Origin of the sequence: Pseudomonas sp. Root569, from assembly GCF_001427465.1 — a bacterium.
Classification (GTDB): Bacteria; Pseudomonadota; Gammaproteobacteria; order Pseudomonadales; family Pseudomonadaceae; genus Aquipseudomonas; species Aquipseudomonas synxantha.
The window spans coordinates 65,665-83,284 of the sequence record NZ_LMGQ01000010.1; the positions used below are offsets into that span (position 1 = coordinate 65,665).

Genomic DNA, 17,620 nt, shown 5'->3' on the forward strand with positions numbered 1-17,620 from the left:
GATTACATCCAACTCAATGATTGTTCAACAATCCTGAGGTAGTGATGACGCTTAGCATGTCTTTAGCCGATCAAATAGCCCTGGAACTACGTGCCGACATAATCGGTGGGCGGTTATTGCCAGGTATGCCGTTAATCGAGAAGGATCTTGTCACCGCCTACAACGCCTCGCGCAACACTATCCGTGAAGCGCTGCATCGTCTGGGCCAGGAGGGCCTTACTCGCTATGTACGTAATAAGGGCGTAATGGTTCGGCGCCTGGAGCGGGAGGAAGTCCGCGATCTGTTTGTAGTCCGCCGCACCCTGGAACTGCAGGCCATAGCCCAAAGCGGCCCGCTGACGGACGCTCAATCAGGGCGTATGCAGAGCGCTATTGAGGCCACCACCCTGGCTCGTGAGCGTGAAGATTGGCGAGCGGTGGCCACCCACAGTCTGGTGTTCCATCAACAGATTGTTGCGTTAATGGGCAGCCCGCTGTTCGATGAGTTTTTCGCCCAGGTGATTGCCCAGTTACGCCTGGTGTTTTGCGCTGCACCTGACGAGCAACGTTTCCAGTCGCCCTGGCTGGAGCGCGATCGAGAGATATACGGCTTATTAGCCGAGCACAACAGACCAGCAGCCAGCGAGGCGATGAGCCTTTACCTGGACGATTCTGAACACCTTTCCCTCGCCTTGTTTGATCACCCTTGATGGAGGAGTGCCCCATGTACAAAGACTATCCCGCCGCGTACCAGGTCAGCAAAGGTTCGGCGTTGCAGGTGGATACGGCGTTCTATCAGCGTATTCGTGATCAGAAAACCCAGCGCACATTGATCGAACAATTCGAGGTACCGATCCGTACGGGCAGGGCATGGAAAGTACCGGCTGGGCATGTGTTCCGTGTGACCACACCAGTTGGACCGCAGGTAGGCGACTTCAACGTATGGAACGCCAATGACCCGCGCGAGCGCTTGTGGGCTGCGCGCACGAGGCAATTGCAAGGCGCCCATGTCAGCACTCACGACCGTCTATGGTCGAACCTGCCCTTTCTAAGACCCTTGGTCACCATCACCGACGACAGCCTCGCCAACTACGGCATCGATGAGCACGGCGGCCGCCTGCACGATTTGCTTGGCACGCGTTGCGACCCTTATGTGAACCGTATGCTGACCGGTGAGGACTTCCATCACCACTGCCACTCGAACCTGACCCGTGCGGTATTGCCTCATGGCCTGACTGAGTTCGACGTGCATGACGTGCTGAATATTTTCCAGTGCACGGGCCTCAATCACGATGACATGTACTTTATGAAAGCCTGTCCGGCGCAGAAGGGCGATTACCTGGAGTTCTTTGCCGAGATTGATTTGCTGTGCGCGTTGTCGACCTGCCCGGGTGGGGATCTATCGCTGCCAATGTGGGGGCCTGATGCGCAGGACCCGCTAACGGTTTGTCGTCCGTTGGGGGTGGAAATCTACAGATTGGAGGATGGGTTACTGAGCGGCTGGAGCCAACCGGAACGTGCTGCCTACAAGGGGCAGCACGGGTTGCAGATTGCCAAGGCGGATTGGGAGTAACTCAAGATTCAGCGATCCTGCGCATCCTTGGCATCTGCCTGGGCATTGCGTTCTGCCACGCGTTTGCGTTGTTCGTCGGTGAGTTCCACTTTGTTGGCGCTGTCACGCAGCATCATCAGCCCACCGACGATCGACCCGATCGCTACTACCATAATCAACCACGCATACCACGGCATAAGGGCTCTCCTTGAGGCAGATGACCGTCGAAGAATTCTCCTACGGTGATAACTGCTTTGAGTTACGGGCTTTCTGAGTAGTTCATTGTAGGCCCGTTCTGCCTCGCAGGCCCTATAGTCCTGTCAACATCGCATCCGCGGGGGCATCGGCGCGGTCTTGTGCGGTGAGTTGGAAGTAGACGAAGCCCACCAGCATGAAGCCCAGGAAGATCAACCCGATCAGCGCATTGAACCAAGCCATTGCCACCAGGCACACCACCGCCAGTACCAATGCGATACCCGGCACGATGGGGTAGCCCGGTGCGCGGAAGGTGCGTTCCAGCAGAGGCTCGGTCTTACGCAGTTTGAACAGGCTGAGCATGCTCATGATGTACATGACGATAGCGCCGAACACGGCCATGGTGATCATGGCGGCGGTCAGGGTCATGCCGCCCAGGTTGATCAGGCCATCGCTGTAGATGGCGGCGATGCCGACCACGCCGCCTGCGATGATGGCGCGGTGGGGTGTCTGAAAACGCGACAGTTTGGCCAGGAAAGATGGCAGGTAGCCGGCGCGGGCGAGGGCAAAGAACTGCCGCGAGTAGCCGAGGATGATGCCGTGGAAGCTTGCTACCAAACCGAACAGGCCAATCCACACCAGCATGTGCAGCCAGCCGGAGCTTTCGCCGACTACGGTTTTCATCGCCTGGGGCAGTGGGTCGTTGATGTTCGACAAGGTGCGCCAGTCGCCCACGCCACCGGCGAAGAACATCACGCCCATGGCCAGGATCACCAGGGTCAGGATGCCGCTGATGTAGGCTTTTGGAATCGTGCGCTTGGGGTCCTTGGCTTCTTCGGCCGCCATGGCCGCGCCTTCGATAGCGAGGAAGAACCAGATGGCGAAGGGGATCGCAGCAAACATCCCGGCAATTGCCGGCGCGCCGAAGGTGTCGGAACCGGCCCAGCCATTGAGGGCGAAATTGCTGAAGCTGAACGCCGGGGCGACCACGCCCATGAATACCAGCAGTTCGGCGACGGCGAGTACGCACACCACCAGCTCAAAGGTAGCGGCAAGTTTTACACCAAGGATATTCAGGCCCATGAACACAATATAGGCGCCAACGGCCGCGTGTTTCGGGTCCAGAGCCGGGAATTGCACGTTCAAATAGGCGCCAATGGCTAAGGCAATCGCCGGCGGAGCGAACACGAATTCGATCAGGGTCGCCAACCCGGCAATCAGGCCGCCTTTCTCACCAAAGGCCCGACGACTGTAGGCAAACGGCCCACCGGCATGGGGAATGGCGGTAGTCAGCTCGGTGAAACTGAAGATAAAGCAGGTGTACATCGCGGCGACCATCAATGAGGTCACCAGGAAGCCCAAGGTGCCGGCCACGCCCCAGCCATAGCTCCAGCCGAAGTACTCACCGGAGATCACCAGCCCGACGGCGATACCCCATAAATGCAGGGTGCCCAAGGTGGGTTTGAGGTGTGTGGTCATGGTGGGGTGCTCCCTGAAGGGGTTGGAATGATTCAGGGTGTTGCAGTGGACATGCCACTTCCCAAAGTGCTGTCGTAAAGCGGTGCGAGTGTCGTTGGCAGGATGGTTTGGCGTTTGAAACTGTATGGCGATGCACCAGGTAGGGGCGGTGGTGGCTGGGCTGGCGTTATCGGGAGCAAGCCCCCTCCCACATTTTGATCGCGTTGCCAACGCGCGCCTGCGGGGCGTCTGACCCCTGTATAAAGCCCGCATAAAGCCATTCTTTACGCCATCTTTACGGCCCTCCCACCCCCTCGCTCTCGTTCCTTTACACCCCTCCTGCGGACAATGGCCCCACACGCGGCACTCGGCCGTTAAACGGAGAAACTTCCATGAGCGTTCTGGACGGGGTGTCACTGCTATTGGCCGTGGCGCTGTTCATTTATCTGCTGGTTGCGCTGTTACGCGCGGATCGGAACTAGGAGCAGGGCTATGCACAGTTATGACTATTGGCTGATCATCGCCTTCTTTGCCGTGGTACTGGTGCCGGCACCGTTCCTGGGGCGGTTCTATTACAAGGTGATGGAAGGCCAACGTACCTGGCTCAGCCCAGTACTGGGGCCGGTGGAAAACGCCTGTTATCGCCTGTCGGGTGTGGATGCACAGCAGGAACAAAGCTGGCAGAAGTACATGCTGGCCTTGCTCGCATTCAACCTCGCGGGCTTCTTGCTGTTGTTCTCGATCCTGTTGTTCCAAGGCTCCCTCCCGCTCAACCCGCAAAAACTGCCGGGCCAGGAATGGACCCTGGCGTTCAACACTGCCGTCAGTTTCATGACCAACACCAACTGGCAGAACTACAGCGGTGAGGCGTCCCTGAGCTACCTCAGCCAGATGGTCGGCCTGACTGTGCAGAACTTCGTCAGTGCGGCGACTGGCCTCGCAGTCCTGGTCGCCTTATGCCGTGGGATTGGTCGCAAATCTGCCCAGACGCTGGGCAATTTCTGGGTCGACATGACCCGCGCCACCCTCTACGGCCTGTTGCCGTTGTGCCTGGTGCTGGCGCTGTTCCTGGTATGGCAGGGCGTGCCGCAAACCTTCGCCCATTACATTGATGCCGTGACGATGCAGGGCGTGGACCAAGTCATCCCCCTGGGCCCGGCGGCCAGCCAGATTGCGATCAAGCAACTGGGTACCAACGGCGGCGGTTTCTTCGGTGTGAACTCGGCGCATCCGTTCGAGGACCCGACGGCCTGGGCCAACCTGTTCGAAGTGGCTTCGATCATTCTGATCCCGGTAGCGTTGGTGTTTACCTTTGGCCACTACGTTAAAGACCTGCGTCAGAGCCGTGCCATCCTCGGTTGCATGCTGGCACTGTTCCTGATCGGCGGCGCGACGTCGCTGTGGTCCGAATACCAGCCCAATCCAACCCTGAACCACCCAGCCGTGGAGCAAACCGCACCGCTGGAAGGCAAGGAAACACGCTTTGGCACCACCGGTACCGTGCTGTGGTCGGTGACCACCACCGCGGCGTCCAACGGTTCGGTCAACGGCATGCAGGACAGTCTCAGCCCCCTGAGCGGGATGGTGGCGCTGGTTAACATGATGGTCGGAGAAGTGATCTTCGGCGGCGTTGGTGCCGGCATGTATGGCATGTTGCTCAACGTGTTGATCGCCGTGTTCCTCGCCGGCCTGATGATTGGCCGCACCCCGGAATACCTGGGCAAGAAACTCCAGGCCAAGGAAGTGCAATTGCTGGTGGTGACCCTGCTGGTGATGCCGGTCGGTGTGCTGGTGCTGAGTTCCATCGCCGCCAGCCTGCCAGGCCCGGCAGGTGCCATCAGTAACCCCGGGCCCCACGGGTTCAGCCAGTTGCTGTACGCCTACACCTCGGCCAGTGCCAACAACGGTTCGGCGTTTGCCGGCCTCGGCGCCAATACCGCGTTCCATAACCTGATGCTTGGCCTGGGCATGTTGATCGGCCGCTTTGGCTACATCCTCCCGGTACTGGCCCTGGCCGGCAGCCTGGCGATGAAGAAGGCAGCACCGATTGGCCAGAACAGCTTCCCCACCCATGGCCCGCTGTTCGTCACTTTGTTGACCGTGACCATCTTGCTGGTGGGCGGCCTGACTTTCCTGCCGACGCTGGCGCTTGGGCCTATCGCTGAACACTTGAGCATGGCTGTTGCTAAATGAAGAGCCTAGGGGACATGAAAATGAATATGCCTGCAAAAAACGCGGCACCGGTCAAAACCCAGGAGCCTGCCAAAACCGCCATCTCGGCCCTCTGGCGCCCGGCACTGGTCCAGGCGTTCGTCAAGCTCGACCCACGCCAACTGCAACGCTCGCCGGTGATGCTGGTGGTCGAACTGACCGCCATCCTCACCACCGTATTGTGCTTTGTGCCCGATACCACCGTGCCGACCTTTGTCGCCGTGCAAATCGCGGTGTGGCTGTGGTTCACCGTGCTGTTCGCCAACTTCGCCGAAGCCCTGGCTGAAGGCCGTGGCAAGGCCCGCGCCGACAGCCTCAAGGCCGGCAGCGAAGGCTTGAGCGCTCGGCGCCAGGAGGCCGATGGCAGCTTCAAGGTGGTGCCGGCCACCAGCCTGCGCAAAGGCGATGTGGTGCGTGTCGCCGCCGGCGAAATGATCCCCGGTGACGGTGAGGTCGTCGAAGGTATCGCCGCGGTCAATGAAGCGGCGATCACTGGCGAATCCGCCCCGGTGATCCGCGAGTCCGGCGGAGACCGCTCGGCCGTTACTGGCAACACACGGCTGGTCTCGGACTGGCTGCTGATCCGCATCACCGCCAACCCCGGTGAGTCCACGCTGGATCGCATGATCGCGCTGGTGGAAGGTGCCAAGCGCCAGAAAACCCCCAACGAAGTCGCGCTGGATATCCTGCTGATCGGCCTGACCTTGATCTTCCTGCTGGTGGTGGTGACCCTGCAGCCCTTTGCCCACTTCGCCAATGGCAGCTTGCCCTTAGTGTTCCTGGTCGCACTGTTGGTGACGCTGATTCCGACCACCATTGGTGGCTTGCTGTCGGCCATCGGGATTGCCGGCATGGATCGCCTGGTGCGCCTCAACGTGATCGCCAAGTCCGGTCGCGCCGTGGAAGCGGCGGGGGACGTGCACGTATTGCTGCTGGACAAGACCGGCACCATTACCTTCGGTAACCGTCGCTGCTCGGCGGTGGTCGCTGCGCCTGGCGTCAGTGGCCGGGAACTAGCCGAAGGCGCGCTGCTGGCGTCCCTGGCCGATGACACGGCGGAAGGCAAATCCATCGTCGAATACCTGCGTGCCTTGCACCCGCAAGCCGAGCCGAGCCTGGATGAGTTGACCGCTGTACCGTTCAGTGCTGAAACCCGTTTGTCTGGCGTTGACTACCAGGGCCGAGTATTCCGCAAAGGCGCCGTGGATTCGCTGCTGGCGTTTATCGGTCAGCCACGCAGCGAGCTTTTACCGCCACTGTCGCGGGAGATCGACAAGATCGCCCAAAGCGGCGGTACGCCTTTGCTGGTATGTGCCGATGGCAAGTTGCTCGGTGCAATTCATCTCAAGGACGTGGTCAAGCCCGGCATCCGCGAGCGTTTTGCCGAGCTGCGCAAGTTGGGGATTCGCACCGTGATGGTTACCGGCGACAACCCGCTGACCGCCGCCGCAATCGCCGCTGAAGCCGGTGTGGACGACGTGCTGGCCGAAGCCACGCCGGAGAAGAAACTCGCGCGTATTCGTCATGAACAGAACGATGGCCGCCTGGTTGCCATGTGCGGCGACGGCGCCAACGACGCTCCGGCGCTGGCCCAGGCCGACGTCGGCATGGCGATGAACGATGGCACTCAGGCGGCGCGCGAAGCCGCCAACATGGTCGACCTCGACAGCGACCCGACCAAGCTGCTGGACGTGGTGCAGATCGGTAAGGAATTGCTGGTGACCCGTGGCGCGCTGACAACTTTTTCCATCGCCAACGACGTAGCCAAATACTTCGCGATCCTGCCGGCGCTGTTCGCCTCGATCTACCCGCAATTAGGCGTGCTTAACATCATGCACTTGCAGAGCCCGCAGAGCGCGATCCTGTCGGCCATCGTGTTCAACGCGCTGATTATCGTGGTGCTGATTCCCCTGGCCCTGCGCGGCGTGCGGGTGCATGCGGCGAGTGCGGCGGCCTTGCTGCGACGCAACCTGCTGATCTACGGCCTGGGTGGGCTGTTGGTGCCGTTCGTGGGTATCAAGGCTATCGACATGCTGCTGACCGCGCTGCACCTGGTTTGAACTCGCCCCGTTGGTTTGCCGAATTATTGAGGATTTGACGATGACTAAGATGATCCGCCCGGCCCTGAGCCTGCTGGTGCTCATGAGCCTGATCACTGGCGTAGCCTACCCGCTGGTGGTCACTGGCGTGGCGCAAGTGGCCTTCCCCGACCAGGCCAATGGCAGCCTGGTGCGCGATGCCAGTGGCAAAGTGCGCGGCTCCAGCCTGATCGCCCAGGACTTTACCGGCGACAACTGGTTTCACCCACGCCCGTCAGCCGGGGCTTTTGCGACGGTGTCCAGCAGTGCCAGTAACCTGGGGCCAAGCAATCCGGCCTTGGCGACCCGCATCTTCGAGGATGCCAGCAAGCAATCGGTGCCTGGCCAGGGCCCGGTGCCATTGGCTTCGCTGACTACCTCTGGCAGTGGTCTTGATCCACACTTGCCACCACAGGCGATTGCCTATCAACTGGCGCGGGTAGCGGCGGCGCGGAATGTGCCGGTGGCGACGTTGCAGCGGTTGTTGGATGAGCACATCGAAAGCCCGTTGGTAGGGCCGCCGGTGATAAACGTCCTGGCCCTGAACATGGCCCTGGAAAAACTCTGAACCACTGTGAGAGGGGGCTTGCTCCCGATAGCGGTGGTTCAGTCGAAATATCTGTCGCTGATACACCGCTATCGGGAGCAAGCCCCCTCCCACAGTTGATCTTCATTGACCTGAAAATACCTGCCTGAAGGAACCCGCATGAGCGACTCCGGCCGCGCCGACGCCCTGTTAGCCGATCTGCCCCGTAACGGCCGTGGCCGGCTCAAAGTCTTCCTCGGCGCCGCGCCCGGCGTGGGCAAGACCTACGCCATGCTCCAGGCGGCCCACACCCAGTTGCGCCAAGGCGTAAGCCTGATTGCCGGTGTGGTCGAAACCCACGGCCGCGCCGAGACCGAAGCCTTGCTCAGCGGCCTGCCGCAACAACCGCTGCTACGCAGCGAGTACCGTGGCGTAATGCTTGAAGAAATGGACCTCGACGGCCTGCTCGCCGCCAAGCCCAAGCTGGTGCTGGTGGATGAGCTGGCCCACAGCAACGCCCCCGGCAGCCGCCATGAAAAGCGCTGGCAAGACATTCAGGAACTGCTCGCCGCCGGCATCAACGTGTTCACTACGGTCAACGTCCAGCACCTGGAAAGCCTCAATGACCAGGTGCGTGGCATCACTGGCGTGCAAGTACGTGAAACCCTGCCGGACTGGGTGCTGCAGGAGGCCGACGAACTGCTGCTGATCGACCTGCCTTCCCGCGAGCTGCTGGAGCGCCTGCGTGACGGCAAGGTGTACGTACCGGAGCAGGCGCGTGCGGCCATCGATGCGTTTTTTACCCAGACCAACCTCATGGCCCTGCGCGAGCTGGCCATGCAAACCGCCGCCGCCCATGTCGACGACGACCTGGCCCAGGGCTACCGTCAACTGGGCCAGGCCGCGCCGGCAGTCCGCGGGCGTTTGCTGGTCGGCGTAGATGGCGATGCACAAGCCGAACGCCTGGTGCGCCATGCCAGCCGGGTGGCCCAGCGTCGGCATTTGCCCTGGAGCCTGGTGCATGTCGATAACGGCCGGGCGCGGGACGAGCAATCGCGCCTGCGCCTGCAGAACGCCCAGCAACTGGCGGAGCGGCTGGGTGGAGAAGTGGTGCTGCTGCGTGCCGGGGAAGTGGCCAAGACGCTGATCCAGCATGCCGCTGAACGCCGCGCCAGCTTGTTGCTGGTGGGGCAGTCGCGCATGCGCTGGCGGCGGCGCTTGTTCGGTGGCGGTTTGGCGGCGCGCCTGTTGCGCAATGCCCGAGGCTTGGAAATCAACGTCCTCGACAGCGATGACATGCCTGCACCACCGCGCCTGCCGGATGTACGCGGGTTGGTGTGGTTCGATTACGCCTTGGCCGTGGTTGCCACGGTGGTCGCTACTGCCGTGGCCTGGGCCGTATCCAGCCTACTACCGCTGCCGAATATCTCACTGGTGTTTCTCGCTGCCGTGCTGCTGGTGGCGGTGCGCAGCAGCCTGGGGCCGTCCCTGGTGTGCGCGGCATTGTCGTTCATGACCTACGACTTTCTGTTTATCCCGCCGAATTTTTCCTTCGCCATCCAGCGCGAAGAGGATGTGCTGACCCTGTTGTTCTTTCTGCTGATGGCGGCCTTGACCGGTAACCTTGCGGCACGTCAGCGGCGCCAGTTGCAGGCGTTGCGCGATACTCAGGAGGAAACCAGCGAGCTGCTCGACCTGTCGCGCAAGCTCACCGCTGCCACCGATCGCCAGGCGGTGATCAGTGCCGCGGCCCATCATCTGCAAGGTTGGAGCGATCTCGACCTGTGCCTGGTCAATCGCGACGGCCAAGGCGGCTGGAAGATTGAGACCGGCGGCCCATTGACCCTCAGCGAAGCCGAGCGCGCTGCCGCCGATTGGGCCTGGCAGCATGACCAGCCCGCGGGCATGGGCACCGGCACCTTGCCGTTTGGGCGTTGGTGGTGGTGGCCGCTGTCGGGTGAAGAGGGGCCATTGGGCTTGCTCGGTGTCAGTGCCAAGCCGGGCCTGGAGTTGAGTGGCCAGCGTCGGCGTTTGCTCACTGCGTTGAGCCAGCCGCTGGCCCAGGCGCTGGCGCGTGCACAGCTGGGGCAGGAGTTGGAATCGGCGCGCCTGCATGGGGAAACCGAACAACTGCGCAGCGCTTTGCTTGCTTCAGTGTCCCATGATTTGCGCACGCCCTTGACCTCCATGCGCGGCAGCATCGACAGCCTGATGGCCCTCGGTGAGGCCATTCCCCTGGAGGATCGCCGCGAATTGCTTGAGGGTACCCGTGACGAAGCCGAACGTCTGGACCGTTATATCCAGAACCTGCTGGACATGACGCGCCTGGGCCACGGCGCGCTGAAACTGGCGCGCGATTGGGTGTCGCCCGGCGATATCGTCGGCAGTGCCCTCGCACGCTTGCGCGCCGTGCTCGCACCCTTACAGGTGAGTACCGATATGCCGTCGGAACTGCCTTTGTTGTATGTGCATGCAGCGTTGATCGAACAGGCACTGGTCAATGTGCTGGAAAACGCAGCACGTTTTTCGCCACCCCAGGGCCGCTTGCAGTTGAGCGCGGGCGTGTCCGACAACCAGCTGTTTTTTGCCGTGGCCGATGAGGGCCCGGGAATTCCCGAGGATGAGCGTACGAAGATCTTCGACATGTTCTACACCGCTGCCCGCGGCGACCGGGGCGGGCAGGGCACCGGCCTCGGCCTGGCGATCTGCCAGGGCATGGTCGGCGCGCATGGCGGGCATATCAGCGTGGCCGATGGCATTGAAGGGCGGGGTACCTGCATTACCCTGTTTCTGCCATTGCCGACACAGCCTGCCCTGGAATAAACCTTGTAGGAGCGAGCTTGCTCGCGAAGGTCGTTAACGATAATGATGGCGTCCTGAGTTTACGCGGTGCCTATGGGTTTTTCGCGAGCAAGCTCGCTCCTACAGAGGGGTGATTTTTTAATGGATTTTGACGGATACCATGAGCCAGACCGCGACGATTCTAGTCATTGATGACGAACCGCAGATCCGCAAATTCCTGCGTATCAGCCTGGCCTCCCAGGGCTATAAGGTGATCGAGGCCGGCACCGGCAACGAAGGCCTGGCCCAGGCGGCCCTGAGCAAACCGGATTTGCTGGTGCTCGACCTGGGCCTGCCTGACATGGACGGCCAGCAAGTGCTACGCGAGTTTCGCGAGTGGTCGACGGTGCCGGTGCTGGTGCTGTCGGTACGCGCCAGTGAAGGTCAGAAGGTCGAGGCCCTTGACGGTGGCGCCAATGACTATGTGACCAAGCCCTTCGGCATCCAGGAGTTTCTCGCTCGTGTGCGTGCGTTGTTGCGCCAGGCACCGGCGGGAGAGGCCCAGGAAGCCGCCTTGAGTTTTGGCCCGCTGACGGTGGACCTGGCCTATCGCCGCGTACTGCTGGACGGTGCCGAAGTGGCGCTGACCCGCAAGGAATACGCGGTGCTCGCGCAACTGGCACGTCATCCTGGGCGAGTGATTACCCAACAGCAGTTGCTCAAGGACATCTGGGGGCCTACCCATACCGAGGACAGCCACTACCTGCGTATCGTGGTGGGGCACCTGCGCCAGAAACTCGCGGATGACCCGACCCAGCCACGGTTCATCGTGACTGAGGCGGGGGTGGGGTATCGACTGCTGGGTACTTGAGTTCACCGCTGCCTGAACAGGCCTCATCGGGGGCTTGCCCCCGATGAGGCCATCAACAACACCCAGAATTTCAGGCCTGCTCACTCTCATACCGATCCAGCGTATCCCTGGCAATCTCCCGCCCCAGGGCGATCAGTTCCGGCGCCTTGTAGAACTCGAAAAACCGGCACACCCGCTTCGGCACGTTGATCAGGATATCGGGCGGATACCCGGCGATCTTGTATTGCGCCAATGACGTCTGCATCACCTCGAAACTCTGGTTGATCAGGTCCAGAAGCGACGCAGGCCCGACGTTATCGATGATGAACGAACCCGTCGCCGACTTCGGTGCGCCGGCTTTCTCCGGCGCGGCGGCGGGTTGCTGGGATTCGGGTTCGGCTGACTCCAGCCATGGGTTGATCTCCGCTGCCTGGGCCTGCAAGGCCTCCTGCTCGAGCTTCATCAACTGCTCGGCCTGCTTGCGGCGAAACGGCAGGTGCGAACCCAGCGATTTCGCCAGGCTGTTGAAGCGGCTCTTGAACGCAGGCGGACGTGGGATCACCGGTAGCTGGTAATGCTTCTGGTTGGTGGCATTGAGGTTGACCGCGATGATCAAGTCGCAGTGGCTCGACACCACCGGCACGATGGGCAGCGGGTTGAGTAGGCCACCATCCACCAGCATGCGGTTGCCTTGCATCACCGGGGTGAACAGGCTGGGGATCGCTGCCGATGCGCGCATGGCCTGATGCAGGCAGCCCTCCTGGAACCAGATTTCCTGCTGGTTGGTAAGGTCGGTGGCAACGGCGGTGTAGGGGATACGCAGTTCTTCGATATTGATCTCTCCGACGATCTTGCGGATCTGCCCGAAGACTTTTTCACCGCGAATCGCGCCCAGGCGAAAGCTCACATCCACCAGGCGCAGCACGTCGAGGTAGTCCAGGCTTTCGATCCAGTTGCGGTACTCGTCGAGCTTGCCGGCGGCGTAGATCCCACCCACGACGGCGCCCATGGAGCAGCCGGCGATACAGGCGATGTCATAGCCGCGTCGTTCGATTTCTTCGATGACCCCGATATGGGCGTAGCCCCTGGCTCCCCCGGAGCCCAGCACTAAGGCAACACGTTTTTTCATGACCAGATCCTTCGAAAAACAGGTGCCCACAATGCACCCATCGGGGGGGCGGCTTCAATCTTCGGCTGGGCCTGCGATATTTTTCGAGGATAGCCCTTGTGCTCGGGTATGCTCTGGCAATAGGTACTACCGATTTCAGGCTAAGGACAAGGCACTTTTTCCTGTGGGCAACGTCTACAGGCTACGAATGATTTTGCTTATTTTGAGGTGTCATCAATGAAAGCCTGGATGTGTGTGCCTGTGATCGTGCTGGCCTTGGCCGGTTGTGCTGGCAAAACTGCCTACCGCGACAGCTGCGGCTCGCAATTGGACGCCGCCTGGAAAGAACTCGACCTGGCCAAGGCTGAAGGTTTCGCCGGCACCGTAAGTTATTCCAAGGCCCTGTCGCTGTTGACCGGCGCCAAGACCCAGCAACAATTCGAAGCGTTTGAAGGCTGCTCCAACAAAGCCGAAAAGGCGCGTTTCTATATTCGAGAGTCTCGCGCCGGGCGTTAACCTGTAGCGAGTAGGATTATTCATCGCAAAGTGAGGGCAGGATGTCAGCCTTGGTCAATCAGTTAGTCGCTCAGGTCATTGGCCTGGAAGTAGGGTTACTGAGCTGCCAGGCTCGCCTTGCCGCCGTCACCGACGATGAAGCGCTGCATGATTTGCGCACCACCGTGCGCCGTCTGCGCAGCCTGTTGCGTCCGTTGCGCGGCCTGCCAGGTGTCGAGCAACTCGAGTTGGCCGCCAAGACTGTGGGTCAACTGACCACGCCGCTACGCGACCGAGAGGTCCTGGCGGCGTATTTGCATCAGCACGGACATCACGACGCGGCTGATCGGCGCCTGCGCCTGCAACCCGAGACCTATCGCCAAGTGGCGCAGAGCGCAGAATTGGCGCATCTGTTGCTGATCCTGGATGCCTTTCCCCGATTTATCCGCGCAGCCCAGCACCAGAAACTGCTCAAGGGCCTGCGCCCGCGCATCGAGAAGCGCCTGGCCAAGCAATGGCAGAAACTCGCTGACGCGCTGAAGGATCCCGAACATGATCGTCACCGCCTGCGGTTGCTGATCAAGCGCGTGCGTTACGCCGCCGAGGCTTATCCCGAGTTGGACAAGTTGCCCGCCAACGCCATGTCGCGGTTGAAGAAGGCCCAGGGTGCACTGGGTGACTGGCATGACTGCTGGCAATGGCTGGCCCAGGCCGGGCACCAGCCGGACCTGCAACCCTGTGTGGCGGTGTGGCAGCGCACCATGCTCAAGGCGCAAGGTCGCGCTGATCGTGTGCTGGACAAACTCAGCGCCGATTGTTTTTGAAGTGGTCCGGTTTTTGGCCGGAATAGGCGCTGTGCCTGCCGGATTCGATGGTTAAGATCCCTCCATCGATTTTCTTGATGTGAGGTCGCCATGCGCTTTAGTGATTTGCTCGACGCTGCCCGTAGCAACCCGCTGGATGTCACCATCCCGGCCGAATGGGCCCAGGGCCGTGCCACCTTTGGCGGCCTGGTCGCCGCCCTGCAATATGAGGCCCTGCGCGCGCAGGTGCCGGCGGATCGCCCCTTGCGCTCCCTGGCCATCACCTTTGTCGGCCCGGTCGCGCCGGATGTGCCCGCCAGTTATCAAGTCGAAGTGTTGCGCGAAGGCAAGGCCGTCAGTCAGTTGCTCGGCCGCGTGGTGCAGAACGGCGAAGTGGCGACCCTGGTCCAGGCCAGCTTTGGCGCGTCTCGAGCATCGGAAATTGACGTGGCGAGCGAAGCGCCGCCGGTATTCAAACATTGGGATGAGTGTCAGGAGTTGCCCTACATCAAGGGCGTCACCCCTGAATTCATGCGCCATCTGGCGATGCGCTGGAGCGTCGGCGGCCTGCCGTTCACCGGTAACAAATCCCGCGACATGGGCGGTTGGGTGCGGTTGCGCGGGGATGTGAAAGAAGAACCACTGACCGAGGCGCATATCCTCGCCCTGGTCGACGCCTGGCCGCCGGCCCTGCTGCCACACCTGAAAAAGCCTGCGCCAGGCAGCACCCTGACCTGGACCATCGAGTTCATCCAGCCGCTGCAAGACCTGACCACCCTCGATTGGTGCCAATACCACGTCAACATCGAACATGCCCGCGACGGCTACGGCCATGCGGCCGCTGCACTGTGGAGCCCGACCGGCGAGTTGATCGCCCTCAGTCGCCAGACCGTGGTGGTATTCGCCTGAGCCTCAGTGCCGGTGGCGCTGCCGCCAGGCGCGCCACCAGCCGCCGCTCAATACAAAGCGCGGGAAGGTCACGAACTGCTCGACCACCAGCCGTTGCACCGCGTCTTTACGGTCACTGAACGGCTCACTGGCCTGGGCCTCCAGGCTATGACCATGACGCTGCAACGCCAGGCCTGCCACGATCCCCACCACACCGACGGCGAAGCTGGCCAGACTCAGGCTGAACACCCCCGAAACGATCAGCAGAAAGCCGACGATAAACAGCGGCACGGCAATCAGATGCAGTGCCAGGTTGGCCGGGTGTTGATGGTTTTGTGGGTAGTGACGCCATTGCCAGGCGGGGAGATTGGGGTGACGTTTGCCCATGATGGTGAATCCTCTGTCCGTTGAAACAACTTGGAAGGAGTTTAGGTGTGGGCGGGCGGGGTAGCGAATCAAGGCTGGCTATGGGGGTTATAGAGAACAATTTGGGCGGATTGATCTCATGCCCAAATCACACAGTCATGGTCATCCATGTGTACTAAAAACGTCAGTTCGTTATCGGTTATCCAAAATGGATAACCGGTGGTTTCGCCTAAAACAGATGCTAAAACTGGTGTGTTATCAATTTCCCATGCCCTATATGTTGAGTCGAATACCAGCAGAAGTAAACTATTCTTGCTGATGCGATACGGCATTTCTTTCCAAAAGTTAGGGTTATGCTCTGTGTATTTTTCTTTCAGTTCGGTGGAATCAAGCACGTTGCTTTTGATTTGAAAAAATTTCTCGTCAGAGAATTTATCAATACGTTTAGTTCATTCGCATCAAGCTTCCTTGAGCTGATTTTCAAGGTGTTACATGCTTCGTCTATTTCCTCTTTCAAGTAGCTCATCAAGGGATACCTTTTTTGGAGCGGCTAAGAGGAACCAGTTTGAGCAGTATATGGCCTCTCTTTGCGCCTCCACCGGACCTCTTTCCAGGAGTTTGATAGCCGATATGAGGTGATTTTTGGCCTTCTTTGCTTGGCACAAGCAGAAGGTCGTCAATATTCACTTCCACTCCCCTATTGGGCCCGCTTTGTACACGCCATTCCGTTGGAAATGATTTGCCATATTGGTCTTTGCCCCATTTCGATACGCTGTATTCAGTCTCCGGTATGCCTGTTCTGCGAAAGGCCTCATCCAAACCATCGGGTGGCGAATTGGGGCTGGCTATGGGGGCATAGTGATTACGCTATTTTTGTTCTATCTAGAAAAAATAATCGTCTGGACCATTTATGTATACATTCGGATCGCAAAGTGAAATGAATTTAGCCTTGAATTCAATTAGAGAAATTTCATTCTTTGCTTGGAAATGAAAAAGGTCATTTTGCTTAGTAATATCAACATAAAACACCTCTCTAAGGGGGATGTTGTGTATTTTTAATTCGCGAATACCATGACAATCGATGCCCATTCTGCAGGTGTTATAGCCTTTCCCTTCCCATTTTTTTGGCAAGATATCTGGGAATTCGGGTATGTCGAACCCTAATCCCACAGAAGGTCGATCATTTTCTATTTGCAAAGAAAAAAGAGCAATTTTTCCGATTTCTATAGGCGTGCTAAAAATCTTTTCAAAAAAAATATTATGATCAAGTTCGTTCCAGTATTTCATCGGTTTTTCCTAAAGTTGTAATGATCCTTGCCGCCGTTTACGGTTCCGTTTCGAGGCTTGTCTATTGGTCGCAAGTTGAAATGCGCTTTTTGGTCACCTATGCCGTCTGGTCTGCCAAATTTATGCCCTGCAGAATGGTCTTGAATAAGTACTTTAGAGCCATCTGCCCTCGTGAATTGATAAACCCTTGATTTTATGAATCTACCGCTCTCATCCAATATATTGTCATCATTCAAATCAGTCATTTTTTCTACTATGTACTGTGTCGTTCTTCCTGACTTCGGGTGTGTCATCACATCGGGGTTTTGAGTCATCGGTACATTGGCATCCCTTTTTGCTTGCCTGAACGCCCCTTTACGAGAGACATCAGGTATATCCGGTTCAGCAGGCAAAGAGCAGGTCGGTTTTTTCTTTCCTGAGCCCGGACAATTTGTGCTCAATCCCAGCGGATCAATCCACCCGGTAGGGTTGGGCACGTACTGGTACGCATTGACCCCACCCGCCAACTTCACCGGATCCGGCGTCAGGTAACGACCAATATCCGGATTGTAGTAGCGATGGCGGTTGTAGTGCAGCCCGCTTTCCTGATCGANTGCTGGCAGTCGTAGCGGTATTCAGTGACGAGCTGATGGCCCTTGCCGCGTCGTTCGCGGATGAGGTTGCCGAAGGCGTCGTAGTCGTAGTGACGGTCACCCTGGATCACCAGGCGGTTCGCCGCGACGATGTCCGGCCCCGGGCGGTCTTGCATGAGCAGGTTGCCCGCCGGGTTGTGGGCGAAGCGTTCTTGCACGTCTTGGGAGTGGTCGGCGCGGGTCAGGCGGGCGAGGGGGTCGTAGTGGTAGTCGTATTGGCCTTTGCGGGTGTCGAGCAGGCGGGTGAGGTTGCCGCTTTTGTCGTAGTCGTATTGGCGCTGGTAAAGGTAATTTTCCTGCTGTGTGACGGCGTGGGCGTGCAGGCGATTCTGGTCGTCGTAGTGGTAGTGGCTGAGCAGCTGGCCTTGTTGGCGTTGGTGTTCACGACCGGCACGGAACAGGTGCGAGGTG

Annotated in this window: 19 protein-coding genes and 1 pseudogene; 11 read left to right on the top strand and 9 right to left on the bottom strand. The window is 59.6% G+C overall.

What is annotated here, in order from left to right; translation table 11 throughout:
* The first annotated feature begins 44 nt into the window (after positions 1-44).
* Together ASD70_RS10875 and ASD70_RS10880 are read left to right on the top strand one after the other, a co-directional pair.
* On the top strand, positions 45-689 hold the full coding sequence (locus ASD70_RS10875; RefSeq protein WP_046071560.1) for a GntR family transcriptional regulator: 645 nt from the start codon (positions 45-47) through the stop codon (positions 687-689).
* A gap of 14 nt (positions 690-703) precedes the next feature.
* The gene (locus tag ASD70_RS10880) at positions 704-1,552 is read left to right on the top strand and encodes an urea carboxylase-associated family protein (RefSeq protein ID WP_056846419.1); all 849 of its coding nucleotides are present in this window, start codon (positions 704-706) and stop codon (positions 1,550-1,552) included.
* 8 nt (positions 1,553-1,560) lie between these two features.
* Here ASD70_RS10880 and ASD70_RS28300 read toward each other — a convergent pair whose 3' ends face one another.
* Positions 1,561-1,728, bottom strand: coding sequence for a DUF2897 family protein (locus ASD70_RS28300; protein ID WP_003172675.1), 168 nt, complete (start codon positions 1,726-1,728; stop codon positions 1,561-1,563).
* Between the two features lie 112 nt (positions 1,729-1,840).
* The gene (gene eat / locus ASD70_RS10885) at positions 1,841-3,205 is read right to left on the bottom strand and encodes an ethanolamine permease (protein WP_046071562.1); all 1,365 of its coding nucleotides are present in this window, start codon (positions 3,203-3,205) and stop codon (positions 1,841-1,843) included.
* A 371-nt stretch (positions 3,206-3,576) separates the two neighbouring features.
* On the opposite strand from eat, the gene kdpF reads away from it, so the two are divergent.
* The 6 genes from kdpF (at position 3,577) to ASD70_RS10915 (ending at position 11,651) form a co-directional block, all read left to right on the top strand.
* The gene (kdpF, locus tag ASD70_RS10890; RefSeq protein ID WP_003218754.1) at positions 3,577-3,666 is read left to right on the top strand and encodes a K(+)-transporting ATPase subunit F; all 90 of its coding nucleotides are present in this window, start codon (positions 3,577-3,579) and stop codon (positions 3,664-3,666) included.
* 10 nt (positions 3,667-3,676) lie between these two features.
* On the top strand, positions 3,677-5,377 hold the full coding sequence (gene kdpA / locus ASD70_RS10895) for a potassium-transporting ATPase subunit KdpA (protein WP_046071563.1): 1,701 nt from the start codon (positions 3,677-3,679) through the stop codon (positions 5,375-5,377).
* 20 nt (positions 5,378-5,397) lie between these two features.
* Positions 5,398-7,455 (top strand): potassium-transporting ATPase subunit KdpB, encoded by a 2,058-nt coding sequence (gene kdpB / locus ASD70_RS10900; RefSeq protein ID WP_177342316.1) that lies wholly within the window; start codon positions 5,398-5,400, stop codon positions 7,453-7,455.
* A gap of 40 nt (positions 7,456-7,495) precedes the next feature.
* Positions 7,496-8,041, top strand: coding sequence for a potassium-transporting ATPase subunit KdpC (gene kdpC / locus ASD70_RS10905; RefSeq protein ID WP_056846421.1), 546 nt, complete (start codon positions 7,496-7,498; stop codon positions 8,039-8,041).
* Between the two features lie 138 nt (positions 8,042-8,179).
* Positions 8,180-10,822 carry a sensor histidine kinase gene (locus tag ASD70_RS10910; protein ID WP_056846422.1) on the top strand — a complete coding sequence of 881 codons (2,643 nt, stop codon included), beginning with the start codon at positions 8,180-8,182 and terminating at the stop codon, positions 10,820-10,822.
* A gap of 139 nt (positions 10,823-10,961) precedes the next feature.
* Complete coding sequence (locus tag ASD70_RS10915) at positions 10,962-11,651, top strand: response regulator (protein ID WP_046071567.1); 690 nt, start codon at positions 10,962-10,964, stop codon at positions 11,649-11,651.
* A 70-nt stretch (positions 11,652-11,721) separates the two neighbouring features.
* On the opposite strand, the gene ASD70_RS10920 is transcribed toward ASD70_RS10915, so the two are convergent.
* Positions 11,722-12,759 (bottom strand): patatin-like phospholipase family protein, encoded by a 1,038-nt coding sequence (locus ASD70_RS10920; RefSeq protein WP_043047421.1) that lies wholly within the window; start codon positions 12,757-12,759, stop codon positions 11,722-11,724.
* 216 nt (positions 12,760-12,975) lie between these two features.
* Between ASD70_RS10920 and ASD70_RS10925 the strand changes: the two genes are divergently transcribed.
* From ASD70_RS10925 to ASD70_RS10935, 3 genes are all read left to right on the top strand, one after another.
* The gene (locus ASD70_RS10925; RefSeq protein ID WP_012722962.1) at positions 12,976-13,254 is read left to right on the top strand and encodes a hypothetical protein; all 279 of its coding nucleotides are present in this window, start codon (positions 12,976-12,978) and stop codon (positions 13,252-13,254) included.
* A 41-nt stretch (positions 13,255-13,295) separates the two neighbouring features.
* Entirely contained in the window at positions 13,296-14,057 is a 762-nt protein-coding gene (locus ASD70_RS10930; protein WP_046071568.1) for a CHAD domain-containing protein, read from the top strand.
* A gap of 90 nt (positions 14,058-14,147) precedes the next feature.
* Positions 14,148-14,945, top strand: coding sequence for an acyl-CoA thioesterase (locus ASD70_RS10935; protein WP_056846423.1), 798 nt, complete (start codon positions 14,148-14,150; stop codon positions 14,943-14,945).
* 3 nt (positions 14,946-14,948) lie between these two features.
* Here the strand turns inward: ASD70_RS10935 and ASD70_RS10940 are convergent, their stop codons facing one another.
* The 6 genes and pseudogenes from ASD70_RS10940 to ASD70_RS29360 form a co-directional block, all read right to left on the bottom strand.
* Positions 14,949-15,311, bottom strand: coding sequence for an Mpo1-like protein (locus ASD70_RS10940; protein ID WP_056846424.1), 363 nt, complete (start codon positions 15,309-15,311; stop codon positions 14,949-14,951).
* A 116-nt stretch (positions 15,312-15,427) separates the two neighbouring features.
* The gene (locus ASD70_RS28305; protein WP_236708701.1) at positions 15,428-15,685 is read right to left on the bottom strand and encodes a hypothetical protein; all 258 of its coding nucleotides are present in this window, start codon (positions 15,683-15,685) and stop codon (positions 15,428-15,430) included.
* A gap of 130 nt (positions 15,686-15,815) precedes the next feature.
* On the bottom strand, positions 15,816-16,109 hold the full coding sequence (locus tag ASD70_RS28310) for a polymorphic toxin type 47 domain-containing protein (RefSeq protein ID WP_158528914.1): 294 nt from the start codon (positions 16,107-16,109) through the stop codon (positions 15,816-15,818).
* 63 nt (positions 16,110-16,172) lie between these two features.
* A complete protein-coding gene (locus tag ASD70_RS10945; RefSeq protein WP_056846425.1) occupies positions 16,173-16,577 on the bottom strand; it encodes an Imm50 family immunity protein in 405 nt (134 codons plus the stop codon).
* Positions 16,574-17,169, bottom strand: a 596-nt coding sequence (locus ASD70_RS29355; protein WP_269084993.1) for an HNH/endonuclease VII fold putative polymorphic toxin, incomplete at its 5' end; no start/stop codon positions are given. The genes ASD70_RS10945 and ASD70_RS29355, both read right to left, overlap by 4 nt.
* Position 17,170: 1 nt before the next feature.
* Positions 17,171-17,620: pseudogene (locus tag ASD70_RS29360) on the bottom strand (hypothetical protein); the annotation flags it as partial.

What these genes read in the sequence shown, in the direction of transcription:
- ASD70_RS10875 (WP_046071560.1), top strand. Translation starts at nt 45, where the DNA reads ATGACGCTTAGCATGTCTTTAGCCGATCAAATAGCCCTGGAACTACGT.
- ASD70_RS10880 (WP_056846419.1), top strand. Translation starts at nt 704, where the DNA reads ATGTACAAAGACTATCCCGCCGCGTACCAGGTCAGCAAAGGTTCGGCG.
- ASD70_RS28300 (WP_003172675.1), bottom strand. Translation starts at nt 1,728, where the DNA reads ATGCCGTGGTATGCGTGGTTGATTATGGTAGTAGCGATCGGGTCGATC.
- eat (WP_046071562.1), bottom strand. Translation starts at nt 3,205, where the DNA reads ATGACCACACACCTCAAACCCACCTTGGGCACCCTGCATTTATGGGGT.
- kdpF (WP_003218754.1), top strand. Translation starts at nt 3,577, where the DNA reads ATGAGCGTTCTGGACGGGGTGTCACTGCTATTGGCCGTGGCGCTGTTC.
- kdpA (WP_046071563.1), top strand. Translation starts at nt 3,677, where the DNA reads ATGCACAGTTATGACTATTGGCTGATCATCGCCTTCTTTGCCGTGGTA.
- kdpB (WP_177342316.1), top strand. Translation starts at nt 5,398, where the DNA reads ATGAATATGCCTGCAAAAAACGCGGCACCGGTCAAAACCCAGGAGCCT.
- kdpC (WP_056846421.1), top strand. Translation starts at nt 7,496, where the DNA reads ATGACTAAGATGATCCGCCCGGCCCTGAGCCTGCTGGTGCTCATGAGC.
- ASD70_RS10910 (WP_056846422.1), top strand. Translation starts at nt 8,180, where the DNA reads ATGAGCGACTCCGGCCGCGCCGACGCCCTGTTAGCCGATCTGCCCCGT.
- ASD70_RS10915 (WP_046071567.1), top strand. Translation starts at nt 10,962, where the DNA reads ATGAGCCAGACCGCGACGATTCTAGTCATTGATGACGAACCGCAGATC.
- ASD70_RS10920 (WP_043047421.1), bottom strand. Translation starts at nt 12,759, where the DNA reads ATGAAAAAACGTGTTGCCTTAGTGCTGGGCTCCGGGGGAGCCAGGGGC.
- ASD70_RS10925 (WP_012722962.1), top strand. Translation starts at nt 12,976, where the DNA reads ATGAAAGCCTGGATGTGTGTGCCTGTGATCGTGCTGGCCTTGGCCGGT.
- ASD70_RS10930 (WP_046071568.1), top strand. Translation starts at nt 13,296, where the DNA reads ATGTCAGCCTTGGTCAATCAGTTAGTCGCTCAGGTCATTGGCCTGGAA.
- ASD70_RS10935 (WP_056846423.1), top strand. Translation starts at nt 14,148, where the DNA reads ATGCGCTTTAGTGATTTGCTCGACGCTGCCCGTAGCAACCCGCTGGAT.
- ASD70_RS10940 (WP_056846424.1), bottom strand. Translation starts at nt 15,311, where the DNA reads ATGGGCAAACGTCACCCCAATCTCCCCGCCTGGCAATGGCGTCACTAC.
- ASD70_RS10945 (WP_056846425.1), bottom strand. Translation starts at nt 16,577, where the DNA reads ATGAAATACTGGAACGAACTTGATCATAATATTTTTTTTGAAAAGATT.